The 15,696-nt window shown below is 66.5% G+C and carries 14 protein-coding genes; 6 read left to right on the top strand and 8 right to left on the bottom strand.

Features of this window, described 5'->3' with window-relative positions:
* The first annotated feature begins 242 nt into the window (after positions 1 to 242).
* Positions 243 to 1,955 carry a tannase/feruloyl esterase family alpha/beta hydrolase gene (locus tag C8C96_RS05200; RefSeq protein WP_121941673.1) on the top strand — a complete coding sequence of 571 codons (1,713 nt, stop codon included), beginning with the start codon at positions 243 to 245 and terminating at the stop codon, positions 1,953 to 1,955.
* Between the two features lie 191 nt (positions 1,956 to 2,146).
* Here C8C96_RS05200 and C8C96_RS24595 read toward each other — a convergent pair whose 3' ends face one another.
* From C8C96_RS24595 to pobA, 3 genes are all read right to left on the bottom strand, one after another.
* Complete coding sequence (locus tag C8C96_RS24595) at positions 2,147 to 3,187, bottom strand: hypothetical protein (protein ID WP_147455651.1); 1,041 nt, start codon at positions 3,185 to 3,187, stop codon at positions 2,147 to 2,149.
* Between the two features lie 189 nt (positions 3,188 to 3,376).
* Positions 3,377 to 3,538, bottom strand: a complete 162-nt coding sequence (locus C8C96_RS24995) for a hypothetical protein (RefSeq protein WP_199737443.1) — start codon at positions 3,536 to 3,538, stop codon at positions 3,377 to 3,379.
* A 413-nt stretch (positions 3,539 to 3,951) separates the two neighbouring features.
* Positions 3,952 to 5,124 (bottom strand): 4-hydroxybenzoate 3-monooxygenase, encoded by a 1,173-nt coding sequence (gene pobA, locus C8C96_RS05195; RefSeq protein WP_121941672.1) that lies wholly within the window; start codon positions 5,122 to 5,124, stop codon positions 3,952 to 3,954.
* Positions 5,125 to 5,227: 103 nt separating this feature from the next.
* Between pobA and C8C96_RS05190 the strand changes: the two genes are divergently transcribed.
* The 3 genes from C8C96_RS05190 to C8C96_RS05180 all read left to right on the top strand — a co-directional run bounded on the left by C8C96_RS05190 (position 5,228) and on the right by C8C96_RS05180 (position 7,051).
* Entirely contained in the window at positions 5,228 to 6,109 is an 882-nt protein-coding gene (locus C8C96_RS05190; protein ID WP_121941671.1) for a helix-turn-helix domain-containing protein, read from the top strand.
* Between the two features lie 98 nt (positions 6,110 to 6,207).
* Positions 6,208 to 6,585, top strand: coding sequence for a VOC family protein (locus tag C8C96_RS05185; protein ID WP_121941670.1), 378 nt, complete (start codon positions 6,208 to 6,210; stop codon positions 6,583 to 6,585).
* Between the two features lie 37 nt (positions 6,586 to 6,622).
* Complete coding sequence (locus tag C8C96_RS05180) at positions 6,623 to 7,051, top strand: VOC family protein (RefSeq protein WP_121941669.1); 429 nt, start codon at positions 6,623 to 6,625, stop codon at positions 7,049 to 7,051.
* An 8-nt stretch (positions 7,052 to 7,059) separates the two neighbouring features.
* On the opposite strand, the gene C8C96_RS05175 is transcribed toward C8C96_RS05180, so the two are convergent.
* On the bottom strand, positions 7,060 to 7,509 hold the full coding sequence (locus C8C96_RS05175) for an Lrp/AsnC family transcriptional regulator (RefSeq protein WP_121941668.1): 450 nt from the start codon (positions 7,507 to 7,509) through the stop codon (positions 7,060 to 7,062).
* A gap of 101 nt (positions 7,510 to 7,610) precedes the next feature.
* Here C8C96_RS05175 and C8C96_RS05170 point away from each other — a divergent pair, with 101 nt between their 5' ends.
* Together C8C96_RS05170 and C8C96_RS05165 are read left to right on the top strand one after the other, a co-directional pair.
* Complete coding sequence (locus tag C8C96_RS05170; RefSeq protein WP_121941667.1) at positions 7,611 to 8,231, top strand: LysE family translocator; 621 nt, start codon at positions 7,611 to 7,613, stop codon at positions 8,229 to 8,231.
* Between the two features lie 162 nt (positions 8,232 to 8,393).
* Positions 8,394 to 8,873, top strand: a complete 480-nt coding sequence (locus C8C96_RS05165) for an EVE domain-containing protein (RefSeq protein ID WP_121941666.1) — start codon at positions 8,394 to 8,396, stop codon at positions 8,871 to 8,873.
* A 431-nt stretch (positions 8,874 to 9,304) separates the two neighbouring features.
* On the opposite strand, the gene C8C96_RS05160 is transcribed toward C8C96_RS05165, so the two are convergent.
* The 4 genes from C8C96_RS05160 to C8C96_RS05145 form a co-directional block, all read right to left on the bottom strand.
* Positions 9,305 to 10,003 carry a hypothetical protein gene (locus tag C8C96_RS05160; RefSeq protein ID WP_233584165.1) on the bottom strand — a complete coding sequence of 233 codons (699 nt, stop codon included), beginning with the start codon at positions 10,001 to 10,003 and terminating at the stop codon, positions 9,305 to 9,307.
* A gap of 183 nt (positions 10,004 to 10,186) precedes the next feature.
* Positions 10,187 to 13,930: a molybdopterin cofactor-binding domain-containing protein gene (locus C8C96_RS05155; RefSeq protein WP_121941664.1), complete on the bottom strand. Its 3,744-nt coding sequence runs from the start codon at positions 13,928 to 13,930 to the stop codon at positions 10,187 to 10,189.
* A complete protein-coding gene (locus C8C96_RS05150; protein ID WP_121941663.1) occupies positions 13,927 to 14,433 on the bottom strand; it encodes a (2Fe-2S)-binding protein in 507 nt (168 codons plus the stop codon). The genes C8C96_RS05155 and C8C96_RS05150 overlap by 4 nt, the downstream gene beginning before the upstream one ends.
* Before the next feature lie 21 nt (positions 14,434 to 14,454).
* Entirely contained in the window at positions 14,455 to 15,627 is a 1,173-nt protein-coding gene (locus tag C8C96_RS05145; RefSeq protein ID WP_082564832.1) for an ABC transporter substrate-binding protein, read from the bottom strand.
* Positions 15,628 to 15,696 lie beyond the last annotated feature (69 nt).

Raw genomic sequence — 15,696 nt, 5'->3', positions numbered from 1 at the left:
CATGCAAGCAGCCGGGGCTTCCAATCGCCCGATTTCACTCCAACCCTTCGGGCAAGTGCCTTGCCGGGCGGTCTGCGGCGTTGCGGCGCTTGTTGATAGCCGAGCTATCAACTGCGTACCGCGCCTTGCATCCCATCCCGGCAAGGTACTTGTGCGACCCCGAAAAGGTTTTGAACAGGTTCTAACGCCTCAAAAAAACCACTGGAGACAACACCATGCGCTTGAAGATGAGAAGAAACCGGATGCGTGCCCACCACCCCCTGGCACTCTCGGCCGCAGCCGCCGCCTTGCTCATGGGCTGCGGCGGCTCGTCCGATGCCGCCCTGCCCCAGCTCTCCGCGGCCACACCGGCTACCCTGCAGTCGTGCGCCACGCTGGCCAGCAGCCTGGCGTTGCCCGACACGCGCATCACCTCGGCCGAGCAGGTGCCCGCCGGCCCGCTGACGCTGCAGGGCGTGACCACCCAGGCGCCCGCGCACTGTCTCGTCAAAGGCAAGATGAAAGAGCGCACCGGCCCCGTGGACGGCGCCAGCTACGCCATTGGTTTTGAAATGCGCCTGCCCGTGGAGTGGAACGGCCGCTTTCTGCACCAGGCCAACGGCGGCCTGGACGGTAGCGTGGTCACCGCGCTGGGCTCGGTCAGCGGCGCCGCACCCGTGGCACCCGGCCTGGTGCAAGGCTTTGCAGTGCTCAGCTCTGACGCAGGCCATGGCGCACCCACCCCCTTCTTTGGCGTGGACCCGCAGGCGCGGCTGGACTACGGCTACCAGGCCGTGGGCACCCTCACCCCCATGGCCAAGAACCTCATCAAGAGCGCCTACGGCAAGGCGCCCGACCGCTCGTACCTGGCCGGCTGCTCCAACGGCGGCCGCCACGCCATGGTGGGCGCGTCGCGCTATGCCGACCAGTACGATGGCATCCTGGCGGGCAACCCCGGCTTTCACCTGCCCAAGGCCGCCACCACGCAGCTGTGGAAGGCCCAGCAATACGCCAAGGTATCCACCAAGGACGCCAGCGGCCTGCCCGACCTGACCACCGCTGTGAGCCCAGCCGAGTTCAAGCTCATCAGCAGCAAGATCGTCGCCAAGTGTGACGCGCTGGACGGCGTGGCCGACGGCCAGGTCAACGACGTGGCCGCCTGCCAGGCCGCCTTCAACCTGCAGACCGACGTGCCCACCTGCACCGGCGCACGCGACGGCAGCTGCATCACCAGCGAGCAAAAGGGCGTGCTGGCCAGCATCTTTGCAGGCCCCAAGAACAGCAAGGGAGAGGCGCTGTACACCGGCACTTGGTGGGACCCCGGCGTTGCGGGCGCCAACTTTGCATCGTGGCACTTTGGCGCGCCCGCCACGCGTGACGCCGGTGCGGTGGCCTTCATCTTCACCTCGCCCCCATCCACCGTGGCAGCGTTCACCGCCATCCCCGGCATGCAGTACGCGCTGAACTTCAGCATGGAGACGGACTACCCCAAGATGTTCGCCACCAACACCACCTACACCGAGTCGCCCTGGTCGTACATGACGCCGCCCAACGAAGCCGACCTGAGCGCCCTGAAGAACCGGGGCGCCAAGATGATCGTCTTCCACGGCGTGGCCGACGGCGTGTTCTCGCCCATGGACACTGCCAACTGGATGGACCGCCTGCAGGCCAACCACAGCGGCAAGGCCGACGCCTTTGCCCGCCTGTTCCTGGTGCCCGGCATGAACCACTGCTCCGGCGGCCCCGCCACCGACCAGTTCGACATGCTGGCCCCGCTGGTCGCCTGGGTGGAACAAGGCAAGGCCCCCGACAGCGTGACGGCGAAAGTGCGCGGCGCGGGCGCCAATGTGGTCAACGCCGAGCTGCCCGCCAGCTGGTCCGCCAACCGCACCCGGCCGCTGTGCGTGTACCCCAAGGTGGCACGCTACAACGGCACGGGGGATGTGGAGAGTGCGAGCAGTTTTAGCTGCAAGTGAGGGGGGATTGAAAGTGGGAAGCCCGGCTTGTGCCGGGCTTTTTTTTGTCTGGAACATGACTGGAAGTGCCGCCTAGGCAATCTCATCTAGATTGCCGGATTTGGCGCGCCATGGCTTCTGTTGCTTTTAAGGTCAGGTTAATGTCAAAACTGCCTCCCCTCCCTAAAGACAGCCTATCCTCGCTAATACTTTTAGGGAGAAAATTTCAGTGCGTCCATCTTGCATAGAAGGATGTGGCGCACAGCCGAAAACGCGAGGTTTGAAAGCTCACCAAAGGAATGCCTCCCAGCTCGCTTTGCAGTGACCAATCCCTCATGTGTATACGCAGATCGAACCGCGTAGATCGCCGTAACTTTGCGATTGCACTCTTCCTCGCTGCTAAAAATACCGGGCTTGGGCGCTAAGGCACTGTTTGGCCCACAAAAATCCAAAACTAACCTTCTAACGGCGTTTGTGACTGATGTCCTCTTGGCGGACTGAAGCACACTGCGGATACGTTCCAGATCCACCGCGCTATCTGCTTGGTACTCTGCCTCCGCATAGCTGATCAATTTATCCACGGCCTCGCAAGTTCTTGCGCTGGAGGCTGTCTGTGTGGCGAGCATCTCCAAGACGGATACAACTCGCAGAAATGAAGACACCCAGCTAGTTGAACGGGTCGCTTCAACATACATCGCGATCGCCAGCATGAGATCTTGATCAGCGGTCAAAGCGAAAGGAGTAACTCCGTCTTGCTGCAACCCACTGACGAACTCGTGGGCAGACCCTAAAAACTTCGGAACAATAACTGACGTACCGTCGAGCACCACGTAATCATGCTCTGGATAAATGCTTGCACCGGTGTTTGGGACTACCTTCGGCTTGATTGCTTGCATTGGCCAGCCATGCTGCACGCACCTTTTGTCACCCTCTATAAGAAAAAAAGGAGCTTCGGCAGGCTCGTTTAGCTCCAGAGGAAAAGAGAGCGCGTGCCGATCAAGCAATGAACGATATGCCAGCGCAGTCTGCAACTGCGCAAAGAACTCCCGTGCTGAATCCGAGTCAGGTATTCCCCTAGCCTCAATGACAACCTCGCCGTCTGCAAAGGAAGCGGTACAGGCTTTATCGAGAAAGAAGAACTCGCGGGAATGTGGCGGTTCGTCGTATCCGAATTGCAGTGCTAGGCGACAGGGCACGCGCAGCGTGAACTCAACGGGCGGAGTACCGCGTGAAATAGGATTCATGACGTTCATGGTAGCAATGCGGCATCGCTGCAAGCACGCTTTGGATCATTGAACAGCGATGCACCACAGCAATCAAGACTTGGAGAGTGTGATGAGCGAAGCTGTACAGGATGGCAGTCGTCCACCACCAGAAGCGCTGCGCCTTACACATGCGTTCCAGCGCCGAACGTGCCTGTACAGAACGTCCGCGTCCGCAGCCTACTCCGCCGTGCCAGGCCTCCGCTCCACCGCCTCTTGCCGCAGCCGAGCCTCTTCTTTCGCCTTCTTCCCTTGGTCGTGGTGCCACTTGATGGCGTAGAACATGCAAGTGCCAAACACGAGCACCTTGAAGGTGATGAAGACGACCGGGACCCAATCCATTGTTGAAATTTTCCTGGCTGTTGGTTGGCACTGTCGGTGTGACGTGCACTGCCTCAAAACGCTGCGTCGGCAGCTTCATCGTGTTCAAGCCATCGTCGAATTGCTCATCGACACCACGGGGCGAATGATCTGAAAACTTGGTGCGATGCTATCGGGCCTGCTGTGCGAGCGTAAGCATCAGTTCTGCCTAAATTTTCCGTAGCAGATGGAGATCGTTGTGCAAGGCAACTGCCTGGAAAGCGGCTTTTCATTGGGGCTGTGTGCGGGCGCAATCCGCGAGCCATGGAGCGGTCCGAGAGTGAGCAAACGGATCGCCGGTTGCACGCAACGCCGACCGGGCACACACAAAAAAGGCCTGCATGAGGGAACCCCATGCAGGCCTTTGATTGGGTGGCGGTGCTACTACCAGGTGCTCAGAACGGCAACCCCACGTAGTTCTCTGCCAGCGAGCCCAGCGCCTTCTCGGACGAGAAAAGGTACGCCAGGTCCGTGTCCTGCAGCTTCTGGTCATACGCCAGCGACTCGGGGAAGGTGTGCAGCATGGTCGTCATCCACCACGAGAAGCGCTGGGCCTTCCACACGCGGGCCAGGGCCTTTTCGGAATATTTGTCGAGGCCGGTGCTGTCGCCGTTTTGGTAGTGCGCGACCATGGCGTGGTACAGGTAGTAGATGTCCGACGCCGCGCTGTTGAGGCCCCGTGCGCCGGTGGGCGGCACGATGTGGGCGGCGTCGCCAGCCAGGAACAGGTTGCCGTAGCGCATGGGCTCGGCCACAAAGGAGCGCAGGGGGGCGATGGACTTTTCGATGGAGGGGCCGGTGATGAGCTGATCGGCCACCTCGACGGGCAGGCGGCGTTTCAGCTCGGCCCAGAAGGCTTCGTCGGACCAGTCTTCCACGTTGTCGGTCAGCGGCACCTGGATGTAGTAGCGGCTCAGCACCTGCGAGCGCAGCGAGCACAGCGCAAAGCCGCGCTCGTGCTTGGCGTAGATCAGTTCGGGCGAGACGGGCTTGGTGCGCGAGAGCACGCCCAGCCAGCCGAAGGGGTAGACCTTTTCATACTCCTTGAGCACGTCGCGCGGGATGGACTTGCGGCTCACGCCGTGGAAGCCGTCGGCGCCGATGACGAAGTCGCAGTCGATGCGCACCACCTCGTCGCCACTGCGATAGGTCACATACGGGTTGGCGCTTTTCAGGTCGTGCGGCTGCACGTCTTCGGCGTTGTGGATGACGACGCCCTTCATGCGGTCGCGCGCTTCGTACAGGTCGCGCGTCAGCTCGGTCTGGCCGTAGACGACCACCGAACTGCCGCCGCTGTACTTGTGCAAATCGACCCGGTCCATTTGGCCGTCGTGGGCAATGATGAAGCCATCGTGGATCTCGCCTTCCTTGTCCATGCGCTCGCCGCATTGGGCCTCGCGCATGAGTGCGGCAAAACCGTGCTCCAGCACGCCTGCCCGTATGCGGCCCAGCACGTATTCGCGGCTTTGGCGCTCCAGCACGATGGTGTCGATGCCCTTGAGGTGCAAGAGCTGCGAGAGCATGAGGCCCGAGGGGCCTCCGCCGATGATGCAAACCTGGGTTTTCATAGCGTCTCCAGTAGTGGTTGGTGTGTTCATGACATGGGTCAAACGGACCACCCAAAGATACGTGGCACAGTCGCCGCGTTGAATGGACGGATGGAGCCAGAACATGCACTTTTCGAACATCGGAACCATCCACTCGTACAGCCTGTTTGGCGAGTCGCAGCACCTGCCCGATGTGCTGCACTGCGAGACGATTGCCGAGCGGTCGGCGCTGCACGACTGGGAGCTGGCGCCGCACCGGCACACGCGGCTGCACCAGGTGCTGCTGATCACCTCGGGCGGGGGCGTGGCGCACCTGGACGGCGAGCGGGTGCCGCTGTTTGCAGGCGCGCTCATCAACGTGCCGCAGGGGCATGTGCACGCATTCCGCTTCACGCAGCACACGCAGGGCTGGGTGGCCACGCTGGCCGATGAATTGATGGACGAGATTTTTGTGCGCGTGGGCGATGTGCGGCGCGACCTGGCGCGGCCCGCCGTGGCGCCTGCGCCGCCACAGCTGCACCAGGCCATGGGCCAGGTCTGGCAGGAGTTCTCGGGCCGGGCCAAGGCGCGTGCGCTGGTGCTGCGGGGCCTGAGCGCCACGCTGCTGGGCTGGGTGGCGCGCGCGATGGAAGACCACAGCCCGGACGACACCCACGCGCCAGAGTCCAGCCTGGTGCAGCGGCTGGAGGCGCTGATCGAGGCGCATTTTCTGGAGCACTGGCAGGTGGCCGACTACGCGCGGGCGCTGGCCGTGTCGCCCACGCACCTGAGCCGCGTGGCGCGTGCTGCCACGGGCGTGTCGGCCCAGCGGCTGATTGAGGCGCGGCTGATGCGCGAGGCGCGGCGCAACCTGGCCTACACCCACCTGGGCGTGGCCACCATTGCCTACACGCTGGGCTATGCCGACCCGGCGTACTTCACCCGCGCCTTCACGCGCGATGCGGGGCTGTCGCCGCGTGCGTTTCGGGCGCAGGTGGCGGCGTCGGCGCCCGCTCCGGCAATGTGATGCCGGATGACAGGCTGCTGACACTCCGCTGTCAGCAGCCCCCACTCACCATCGGGGCTTCTTACTTTCGTTCTTTCTTTCACACACAAGGAGCCCCCATGAAAAACGCCATCGCCTGGTTTGAAATCCCCACTACCCAGCTGGACCGCGCCCAGGCCTTTTACGAGGCCGTGCTGGGCCAGCCCATGCGCCGCGAGAACATGGGCCCGAGCGAAGGCGCCGTGTTTGCCTACGACCCCGAAGCCGATGGTGCAGGCGGCGCGCTGATGATGGGCCCCACGGCGCCCCAGGTGTCGGGCAGCGGCACGCTGGTGTACCTGGACGCATCGCCCTCGCTCGACGCCGCGCTGGACCGCGCGGTGGCCCAGGGCGGCCGCGTGGCCCTGCCGCGCCAGGCGCTGCCGCCGGGCATGGGCTTCTTTGCGCACATCCACGACCTGGATGGCAACCGTGTCGGGCTGCATGCGCCCGATTGAGACCTGGCACCGATCCCTCTCACCGAAAGGAGACCCCATGGAAGCACAGGAACTGCACCGAGGCCGGCTGATCGACCACATCCAGCTTGTGGTGCGCGACCTCGCCGCCAGCCGCAGGTTCTACTCGGCCGTGTTCGACGCACTGAACGTGCCCATGGGCGGCACGGCTGAGGACTACTTCTGGGCGGATGAGCTGTTCATCTCCACAGCCGACAGCGTGGCCGCGCAGGGGCACCTGACAGGCCGGCACCACCTGGCGTTTCAGGCGCAGGACCGGGCGATGGTGGATGCGTTCTACAAGGCGGCCCTGGCCCATGGCGGCAAGGACAACGGCGCACCGGGTGAGCGCGCCTACCACCCCGGCTACTACGCCGCGTTTGTGCTGGACCCGGACGGCAACAACATCGAGGCCGTGTTCCATGGCGACGCGCAGCGCAGTGCGGCGTCGGTAAAGATCACGTTCTGAGGTGTGGGTCAGCCCGCCTCCGGCCGGGCCAGGCCGCGCAGCGGGATGGGCGTGGAAAACACGATGGATGTGCGTGTTTCGCCATAGCCGTTGATATCGCCCAGAAAGCGCTCCAGATCGGGCAGGTCGCGCGCCACGACCTGCATCACGTACGAGTCGTTGCCGCTCACATGGTGGCATTCGAGCACCTGGGGCGACTGGCGCAGCTTGTCGATCAGCGCCTTCTTGCCGGGCTGCGGCACGTTGATGCCCACCACGGCGCGCACGCCGTAGCCGACCTTGGCGGGGTCGATGTCGGCATGCACGCCGCGCACCACGCCCACCTCTTGCAGGCGGCGCAGGCGCTCCAGCGTGGCGGGCACCGACAGGCCCACGGCCTCGGCCAGTTCCTTGAGCGAGGCGCGGCCATCGGCCTGCAGCGCGCTGATTAGGCGCCAGGCTTTGTCATCGACTTCCATAAAAGCCTTTATCGATTGGCACAGAAAAAACCGAAACCAATTTCTGGATTCGCCGAATTTTCTGCATTCTCCACCGCCCGCCGCCGCCCTAGCATCGGTGCATGGACTTGACCTCGCTCACCGTGTTTCTGCAAGCCGCCGTCATCGGCGTGCTCATCGCGGCCCCTGTGGGCCCCATTGGCCTGCTGACGATGCAACGCACCCTGGAGCGGGGCCTGGCAGCCGGGCTGGCCACCGGCCTGGGCGCGGCTGCGGCCGATGCGGTGTATGGCGCCGTGGGTGCCTTCAGCGTGCGCTGGCTCATCGATGGGCTGACCCAGGCCAAGACGCCACTGGCGCTGGGCGGCGGCGCACTGCTGCTGGTGCTGGCCTGGCGCACCTGGCACGCGCCGGTGGCCCACACCGCCGCCCCGGCCCGCGATGCGCGGGGGCTGCTGGGCCTGGCGGCCGGCACGTTTGCGCTGACGCTGGCCAACCCGGCCACCATCGTGTCATTCATTGCGGTGTTTGGCTCGCTGGGTGGCGGCAGGCCCAGCCTGCCGTCGCCGCTGTGGATGGTGGCGGGCGTGCTGGTGGGCTCTGCCGCCTGGTGGCTGCTGCTGACCGGCGCGATTGCCTACCAACGGCAGCGCTTTACACCCGCCTGGCGGCAGCGCATCAACCGGGCCTCGGCCCTGCTGCTGGGCGGGTTTGCACTGTGGCAGTGGGGGCAGTTGGTCTGATGGCTCAAGCGGCGCCGACAGGGATGCTGCAAAGGTACTGACACTGCGGTGTCAGCAGCACGCCCGCACCATCGGTGGCTTCTTTGACCAGGAGCTTTCTCATGACCGACGCCGTGCTGCAACACCCCCTTTTGGCCGGATGCCGCGCCTGAGCGCAGCGACATGCCTGTTTCGGCAGCTACCTCTGCGGCCGCCACGCGCCGCAACTGGATTGCCGTGGCCTGCGCCCAGCACGCCCGCCGGGGCTGTGCCACGCCGGGCGCGGGCTATATGCAGGTGTGCCATGGCAAGGTGGCGCCGCTGCAGCGCATCCGACCCGGCGACCGCGTGGCGTACTACGCGCCGACGGTGACCATGGGGGGCAAGGACCGGCTGCAGGCGTTTGTCTCGATTGGCATCGTGTTGCCGGGAGCGCCGTATGCGTTTGACATGGGCGGTGGGTTTGTGCCGTCGCGGCGGGACGTGGCCTATGTGCCTGCACGTGAGGCGGCGATTGCGCCGCTGCTGGACGCCCTGGAGTTTGTGGACGACCGCCAGCGCTGGGGCAGCAAGTTTCGGTTTGGGCTGTTTGCCGTCAGCGACCACGATATGCACCTGATTGCGCAGGCGATGCAGGCCGAGCTGCAATCACTACATTTTTGATAGCGCCTCAGGCAATCTGCACTAGCGCATCCGGCCCATAAGGCTTCAAACGGATCGCGAACAGCCCCGTGGGGCCTCCGAACAGCCCGCGGGCAGCTGTAGCTGTCAGCACACCGCCATCAGCGTGTCCACCACCCGGCGTTGGGCGGCGGTCAGGGCGGCATAGCCTTCACGCAGCAGTCGCAGCACGATCGCGTGGATTTCAATTTCGCTAGCGGGCATGGTCTTCTCCTTGAACGGACAACAGTGGGCGGCCTACCGCTGGGGCTGGCCGATGACATGGGCGCTAGCCACAAAGAGGCGGGCGCCCGGGCCTGCCCCACCATGGACCAAGCCCCGATGCCACTGTGCCGAGGTGGCGGCGCAGGCGGTGGGGCGATAAACAGGGAAGTTCGCGGCTTTTTTCGCGCGCCGCGACCAAGCCGAAGCGCTTAGGGCGCGGTGGCCCCGGGCACGTAGGCGTCGACGACCGGCGGCTCGCTGTCCCCCGCAGCGGTGCGGGCCAGCTTGAACCAGGTCCAGGTCTCCACATCGGGCGCGTCGTAGCTGCCGTAGGACTGCCCACCCCACGAAAAGTACGAGCCCTTGTTGCCCGTGCTGACGGTGCGCTTGCCCACGGCCAGCCCGCCATCCTTGAGCCGCGCCAGCCTGAAACCCTGCAGCACGCCCGAGGCCCCAGGCTCCTTGTCCGGCGACACGGTCTGCGGGACCAGGTCGAGCATGCCGGAGCTGCAGCGGGCCTGCGCGCCGCCGTAGGTGACCAGGCTCCACTGCCGAGTCAACGAGGTGCGCACGTTGCGCGCGCGGTTGACGGTGCGCGTGCGCAGCGTGGTTTCGCCGCGCTGCTGCTGCACCCAGACCTGCATCTCCGGCGAACCGGTGAAAAACGGCAGGCTGCCCCGCACGCCACCGGGCTCCACCGGCGGCCAGGCGTACACCCCTTGCAAGGACGGGCAGCCGAACCAGCTGCTCTGCACAGGGCCAAACGCCGGGGGCGGCTTGGGCGACCCCTGCACGTCCGGCCCGCAGGCCGTGAGGGCCAGGCAACACAGGGCCAGCGTTGCGGCCCCGCCGATGCGCTGCACGCGCCGGTGCGGGGTGCGCAAGGCGCTGTGCGATGGCAAAGACATGGCAGGTGTCATGGTGTCTGGACGGTGGTGCAGCCCGATTGTCGGGCTGAACACGGGGCCTGCGGATGATCCATTTGCTCCACTTTTGATAGCTGTTTGCGCATATTCCACTAGCGCCTCAGCACCAAAAGGCTCCAAAACCGTGTTGACGATCGCCCAGAGGGGGTCTGCGAGATCGCCAGGCTACGGATGTGCAGGCCCCGCCCGCACACGGGCCAGCGCCTCGGGCACATCGCGCCACGCCGGGCGGCCGGGGGCGTAGCGCTGGCGCATGTAGCCCGCCAGCTCGGTGATCTGCGCGTCGCTGAGCGCGTGGCCAAAGCCGGGCATGAAGCCGATGTCCCGCGCGGCGGGCTCGCGGATGCCATGCACGATGACCTGCAGCAGGTTGTCGGGCCGGTCGCTGTGCAGGTTGCTGTTGAGCGCCAGAGGCACGTTCACGCCCAGCAGGCGCGGGCCGTCGCCGTCGTGGTGGCAGGCGGCGCAGGCGCCGTCGAACAGGCGCTGGGCCTGGCCGGGTTGCGGGGCCAGCGCGGCGGCCTGGGCCACGGCGGTTTGTGCGCGCTGCTGCGCGTCAGACACAGGCTGTGTGGCTGGCTGGGTAGCGGCTTCCGCAGCGGTGAACGAGGCCAGGTAGCCCGCCATGGCGCGGATGTCTTCGTCCGGCAAGTGGGCCAGCTCGCGCACCACGGGCGCCATGGGGCCGGAGGCGCTGCCGTGCTGCGGGCTGTGGCCGTGGCGCAGGTAGCCATACAACGCATCGGCCGTCCAGGGCACGGGCGCCTTCGACAGGCCGGTGAGCGCAGGAGCCTCCCAGCCATCCACCATGGTGCCCGAGAGGAACGCAGCCCCGCCCAGCTCGGCCCCCAGCGCATTGCGCGGCGTATGGCAGGCGCCGCAGTGGCCCACGCCCTGCACCAGGTAGGCGCCGCGGTTCCATTCGGGCGGGCGATTCGGGTCGGGCTTGAACGGGGTCGCGTCGTGGAACAGCGCGTTCCAGCCCGCCATGAGCGGGCGCACGCTGAACGGGAAGGTCAACTCGGTCTTCGGCACCTCGGCCCGCACGGCGGGCTGCGCCATCAGGTAGGCGTACAGCGCGGTGAGGTCGTCGTCGCTCATCTTGGCAAACGACGTGTAGGGGAACGCGGGGTATAGGTGTTTGCCGTCACGCGAGATGCCTTCGCGCATGGCGCGCTGGAAGGCGCTGAAGGACCACTGGCCGATGCCGGTCTCGGCGTCGGGCGTGAGGTTGGTGGTGTAGACCTTGCCAAAGGGCGTTTCCATGGCGCGGCCGCCCGTGTTGGGCGTGCCGCCCGGTGCGGTGTGGCACACCACGCAGTCGCCCGCAGCGGCCAGCAGGCGGCCCCGCTCGATGGTGGCGGCGTTGTAGACCGAGGCACCCGCCGTCTGCACCACGGGCGCGATGGAGGGGCGCCAGCCCAGCAGCGCGGCGCCCATGGCGATGCCACCAGCGGCCAGGGCCAGGGCGCGCGCCCAGGGGCTGCGCTGGGTGGGCCATGTGGCGCTGGCTGGCACGGTGGGTGCGGGCAGCTCCAGCGTGGGCAATACCTCGGCCTGCTCAGTGGGTGCGGTGCTGCCTGCAGCCGCCTCGCCTGCGCCGCCGGGCAAGGGGTTGAGCCCGGCGCGCACCACCTCGGGCGTGAACGGCGGCGCGCGAAAGCGCACGCCCGTGGCGTCAAAAATCGCGTTGGCAATCGCCGCCGTGCCCGGCACAGAAGACGACTCGCCCGAGCCCAGCGGCGCCTCGTCCTGCCGGGGCATGTGCATGACCTCGATGACGGGCACCTCGCGAAAGCTCAGGATGGGGTAGCTGCCCCATTCGCGGTTGTCCACGGCCTGCTTGACGGGCTCGAACGTCACCTGCTCCTTGAGTGCGCGGCTGGTGGTCTGCAGCACGTTGCCGTGCACCTGCTGCTCCACCCCGGCGGGGTTCACCATCAGGCCCGCGTCGTGCCCCACGACCACGCGGCGCACATGCACCTCGCCGGTCTTCTTGTTGACCTCCACATCGGCCACCCAGGCCGCCCAGGCGGCGCCAAAGCCGGGCCACTTGCTGTGGATGTAGCGAGCGTAGGCAAAGCCCTGGCCTTGCACCCAGTCCCCCTCCAAGGGGCGCTGCTGCGGGCCAGTGCGGCGAATCCAGCCCGCCTTTTCGGCGGTGGCCTGCACCAGCTCGGCGGCGCGCGGGTCATTCAGCAATTGCAAGCGGAATTGCACCGGGTCCACGCCTGCTGCCGTGGCCAGCTCGTCCACATAGGACTCGTGCGCAAACGAGTTGGGCAGGGCCGACACGCCCCGCAGCCACGACGCGCGCACGATGGGCGGCATGTCGTTGACGGCCACGCGCAGGTTGTCGTACTGGTAGGGCGGGCGCGCGGTGCGGTCGCCCATCTCGTAGGCCTGGGCCACGGGCTCGATGGTGCGGGTGAGCAGCAGGGCCAGCGTGGGCGCGCCGTTGGAGGGGTAGGACGTTTCAAAGTCGTACGCCGCCACGGTGCCATCGGCCTTGAGCCCGCCGCGCACCTGCATGAGCTGCGCCGTGCCCTTGGGCTCCCACAAATGCTCCTGCTCGCGCGTGAGCTGCACGCGCACCGGGGCACCGACGGCGCGCGCGAGCAGCGCGGCATCGGCGGCCACGTCATCCGCGCCGTTGCGGCCATAACAACCGGCGGCCTCCATGCGGATGAGGTCGATGTCCACATCGGCCAGCCCCATCAGGCGGGCCAGGTCGGCGCGCAGCACATGGGGGTTTTGCGTGCCTGCCCACACCGTCATGCGCGGGCGGCCCGTGCTGTCATCACTGCGCCATTCGGCCACCGCGCACGATGGGCCGATGGAGCCGTGCATCTGGTACGGCCACACATAGATGCGTGGCATGGGCTGGCCGTTGGCAGACAGCGCGGCCAGGGCGCCCTCCACATCGCCCTCGTCCACCAGGCGGCGCTGCGTGGCGGGGTTGGCGCGGATGGCTTGTTCCAGCGCCTCGGTGCTGTCCTGGCGCGGGAAGCCAGGCCAGTCCTTCCAGTGCACTTTCAGATCGCGCAGCGCCTGCTCAGCCTGTTCCTCGCGCTCGGCGACGATGCCCACAAAGTCGCGGATCACCACCACGGCGCGGATGCCGGGGATGTGCGCGATGGACTGCTGGTCCACCGATTCGAGCGTGTTGCCGATGAAGTCGCCATGGTCGGCCCCCGCATACGGCGGGCGCACCACGCGGCCGTGCAGCATGCCGGGCACGCGCATGTCGTGCACAAACACCAGCTCGCCGCTGACCTTGGCGGGGATGTCCACGCGCGGCACGGACTGGCCGACCACGGTGTAATCGGCGGCGGCCTTGGTAGTCGTGGCATCCACCAGCTCCAGCGTGGTGTGTGCGCCCGCCAGCAGCGCGCCGTAGGCCACTTGGCGAGACGGGTCTGCAGTGACCTGCACCACACCGGCACGCACCTGCAATTGATCCACCGGCACGCCCAATCGCTCTGCGGCCTGGGCCACCAGCCAGTGGCGCGCCTGCGCGGCAGCGGTGCGCAGGGGCTTGGCGTGGATCTGGATGGATGCACTCGCGATGGTGGCGCCCTGGTTGGGGGCGCGCGTGGTGTCGCCCAGCACCATGTTCACCTGCGCCAAGGGCACGTCCAGTTCTTCGGCCACGATCTGCGCGAGTGCGGTGCGGATGCCGGTGCCCAGGTCCACATGGCCGTTGAGTGCGGTCACACTGCCGTCGTCCCACACGGCAATCAAGATCTCCACGCCCTCGGCCGGGTTGCCCGCCACCAGCGCGGGCTGGCCCTTGACGGGCGGTGGTGCGGGCGGCGGGTTGCGCACCACCAGCAGCACGCCCCGGGCGGCATGGAAGTCGGCGCGGGTGAGCGGGCTGTGGGCGCGCAGGGGTGGAGGCGTGTTCATGCCTGGGCCTCGCGCATCAACTGGGCCGCACGCAGCACGGCGCGGATGATCTCGACATGTGTGCCGCAGCGGCACAGGTTGCCCGACAGCTCGCGGCGCACGGCCGCTTCATCGGGGTCTGGATTGCGCTCCAGCAAGGCCACGGCCATCATCACCATGCCGCTCAGGCAATAGCCGCACTGCGCGGCTTGTTCGTCAATGAATGCCTGCTGCACCGGGTGAAGTCCTGCGGTGCGGCTGCAGCGCCCGGGCAGCCCTTCCAGCGTGGTCACCTCGCGGCCCGCCACGCCCTGCGCCGGGATCACGCAGGCCCGCGCGGCAATCCCATCCACCAGCACCGTGCAGGCACCACACTGCCCCAGGCCACAGCCGTATTTGGGGCCGTTGAGCGACAGGTCGTTGCGCAGCACGTGCAGCAGCGTGGCGCTGGCCAAGGTGCTCTGCGGCAGGGCAAACGGCTGGCCATTAACGACGACCGGGGAGAGTGAAGCGGGCGAGTGCATGTCTCGGTGGGTTGTTCTCAGTCAACGTCGCAGCGACCCGCTGCGCGTGTACATCTCCAGGTCCACAAAGTTGGAGCCATTGTGGTTGTTCGGGCCGTACTGCAGCGGAAAGTCGCCGATCTTGGTGGTGCCCATGTCTTCCATGGCCTTGATGAAGCCTTCCCGCGTGAGGGCTTTGCCTGCACGCTTGAGGCCTTCCACAAACACGCGCGCGGCGATATAGCCCTCCAGCATGGTGTAGCTGTCGATCTTTTCGCCCGCATCCGCGCGGTCCTTGCGGTAGTCGGCCACGATGGCCAGGCGGCTGGCCTGCGGCGAGGGCACGATGCTGGCCGTGACCAGCCCTTCGATGCCGCCGTTCAGGCGCTGCGCGGAGCCCGGTGCGTCGGTGATGCCCACAGAGATGGTGTACAGCGGCGACGCCGCGCCCGCCGCCCGGTAGTCGCGTAAGAACACCTCCACCATCTTGCCCGCCATGATCATCACCACCGCGCCCGGCTGGGCCTTGGTGAGCTGCGCCACCTGGGGCTTGGCGTCGGTGGCGGCGATCTCCATGGGCACGGAATCGACCACCTTGACCTTCAGGCCCTGGGCGATCTGCAGGCAGGTGTCGAGGTTGGATTTGCCAAACGCGCTGTTCTGGTAAATGACGGCGATGTTGTTGATGCCCAGCGTGGCGAGGTGGCCCACGATCTTGCGCAGCTCGGTCTCGTAGCTGGCGCGCACGTGGAACAGGTAGCGGTTGTGCGTGGTGCGAAACGAGGTGGTGCCCACCAGCGGCGCGAACATGGGCACGCCCGCCTTCTCTGCCAGGGGCATGGCGGCGATGAGGTTGCCGGTGGCCACGTAGCCGATCAGGGCGAAGACCTTGTCTTCGTCAATGAGCTTGGCGGTGTTCTCGGCGGTCTTCTTGGGCTCGTACGCGTCATCGTGCGACACCAGCTCCAGCGTGCGCCCCTGCACGCCGCCGGTCTTGTTCACCTTGTCGAACGCCAGCGCAATGCCCGCCTTGTAGTCCACCCCGAAATCCTTGGCCGGACCGGTGAACACGGCCGACTGTCCCACCTTGATGCGGGTGTCCGTCACCCCGGTCTCGGCAGCCGCCGGGCCCGCGGCCCCCAGAGCAGCGGCGGCCAGGGCCGTCAGCACCACACGGCGGTCGATGCTGCCCTCCTCCATCCCACGACATTTCATGAAACGCTCCTTACATCAAAGGCGCAAGTTTCCCTGCAAGCGGAGCGGCTGCGCAACCATTTCTGCGGG

The organism is Acidovorax sp. 100, from assembly GCF_003688355.1.
Classification (GTDB): Bacteria; Pseudomonadota; Gammaproteobacteria; order Burkholderiales; family Burkholderiaceae_C; genus Acidovorax; species Acidovorax delafieldii.
This window is presented reverse-complemented; position numbering and strand designations above follow the sequence as displayed.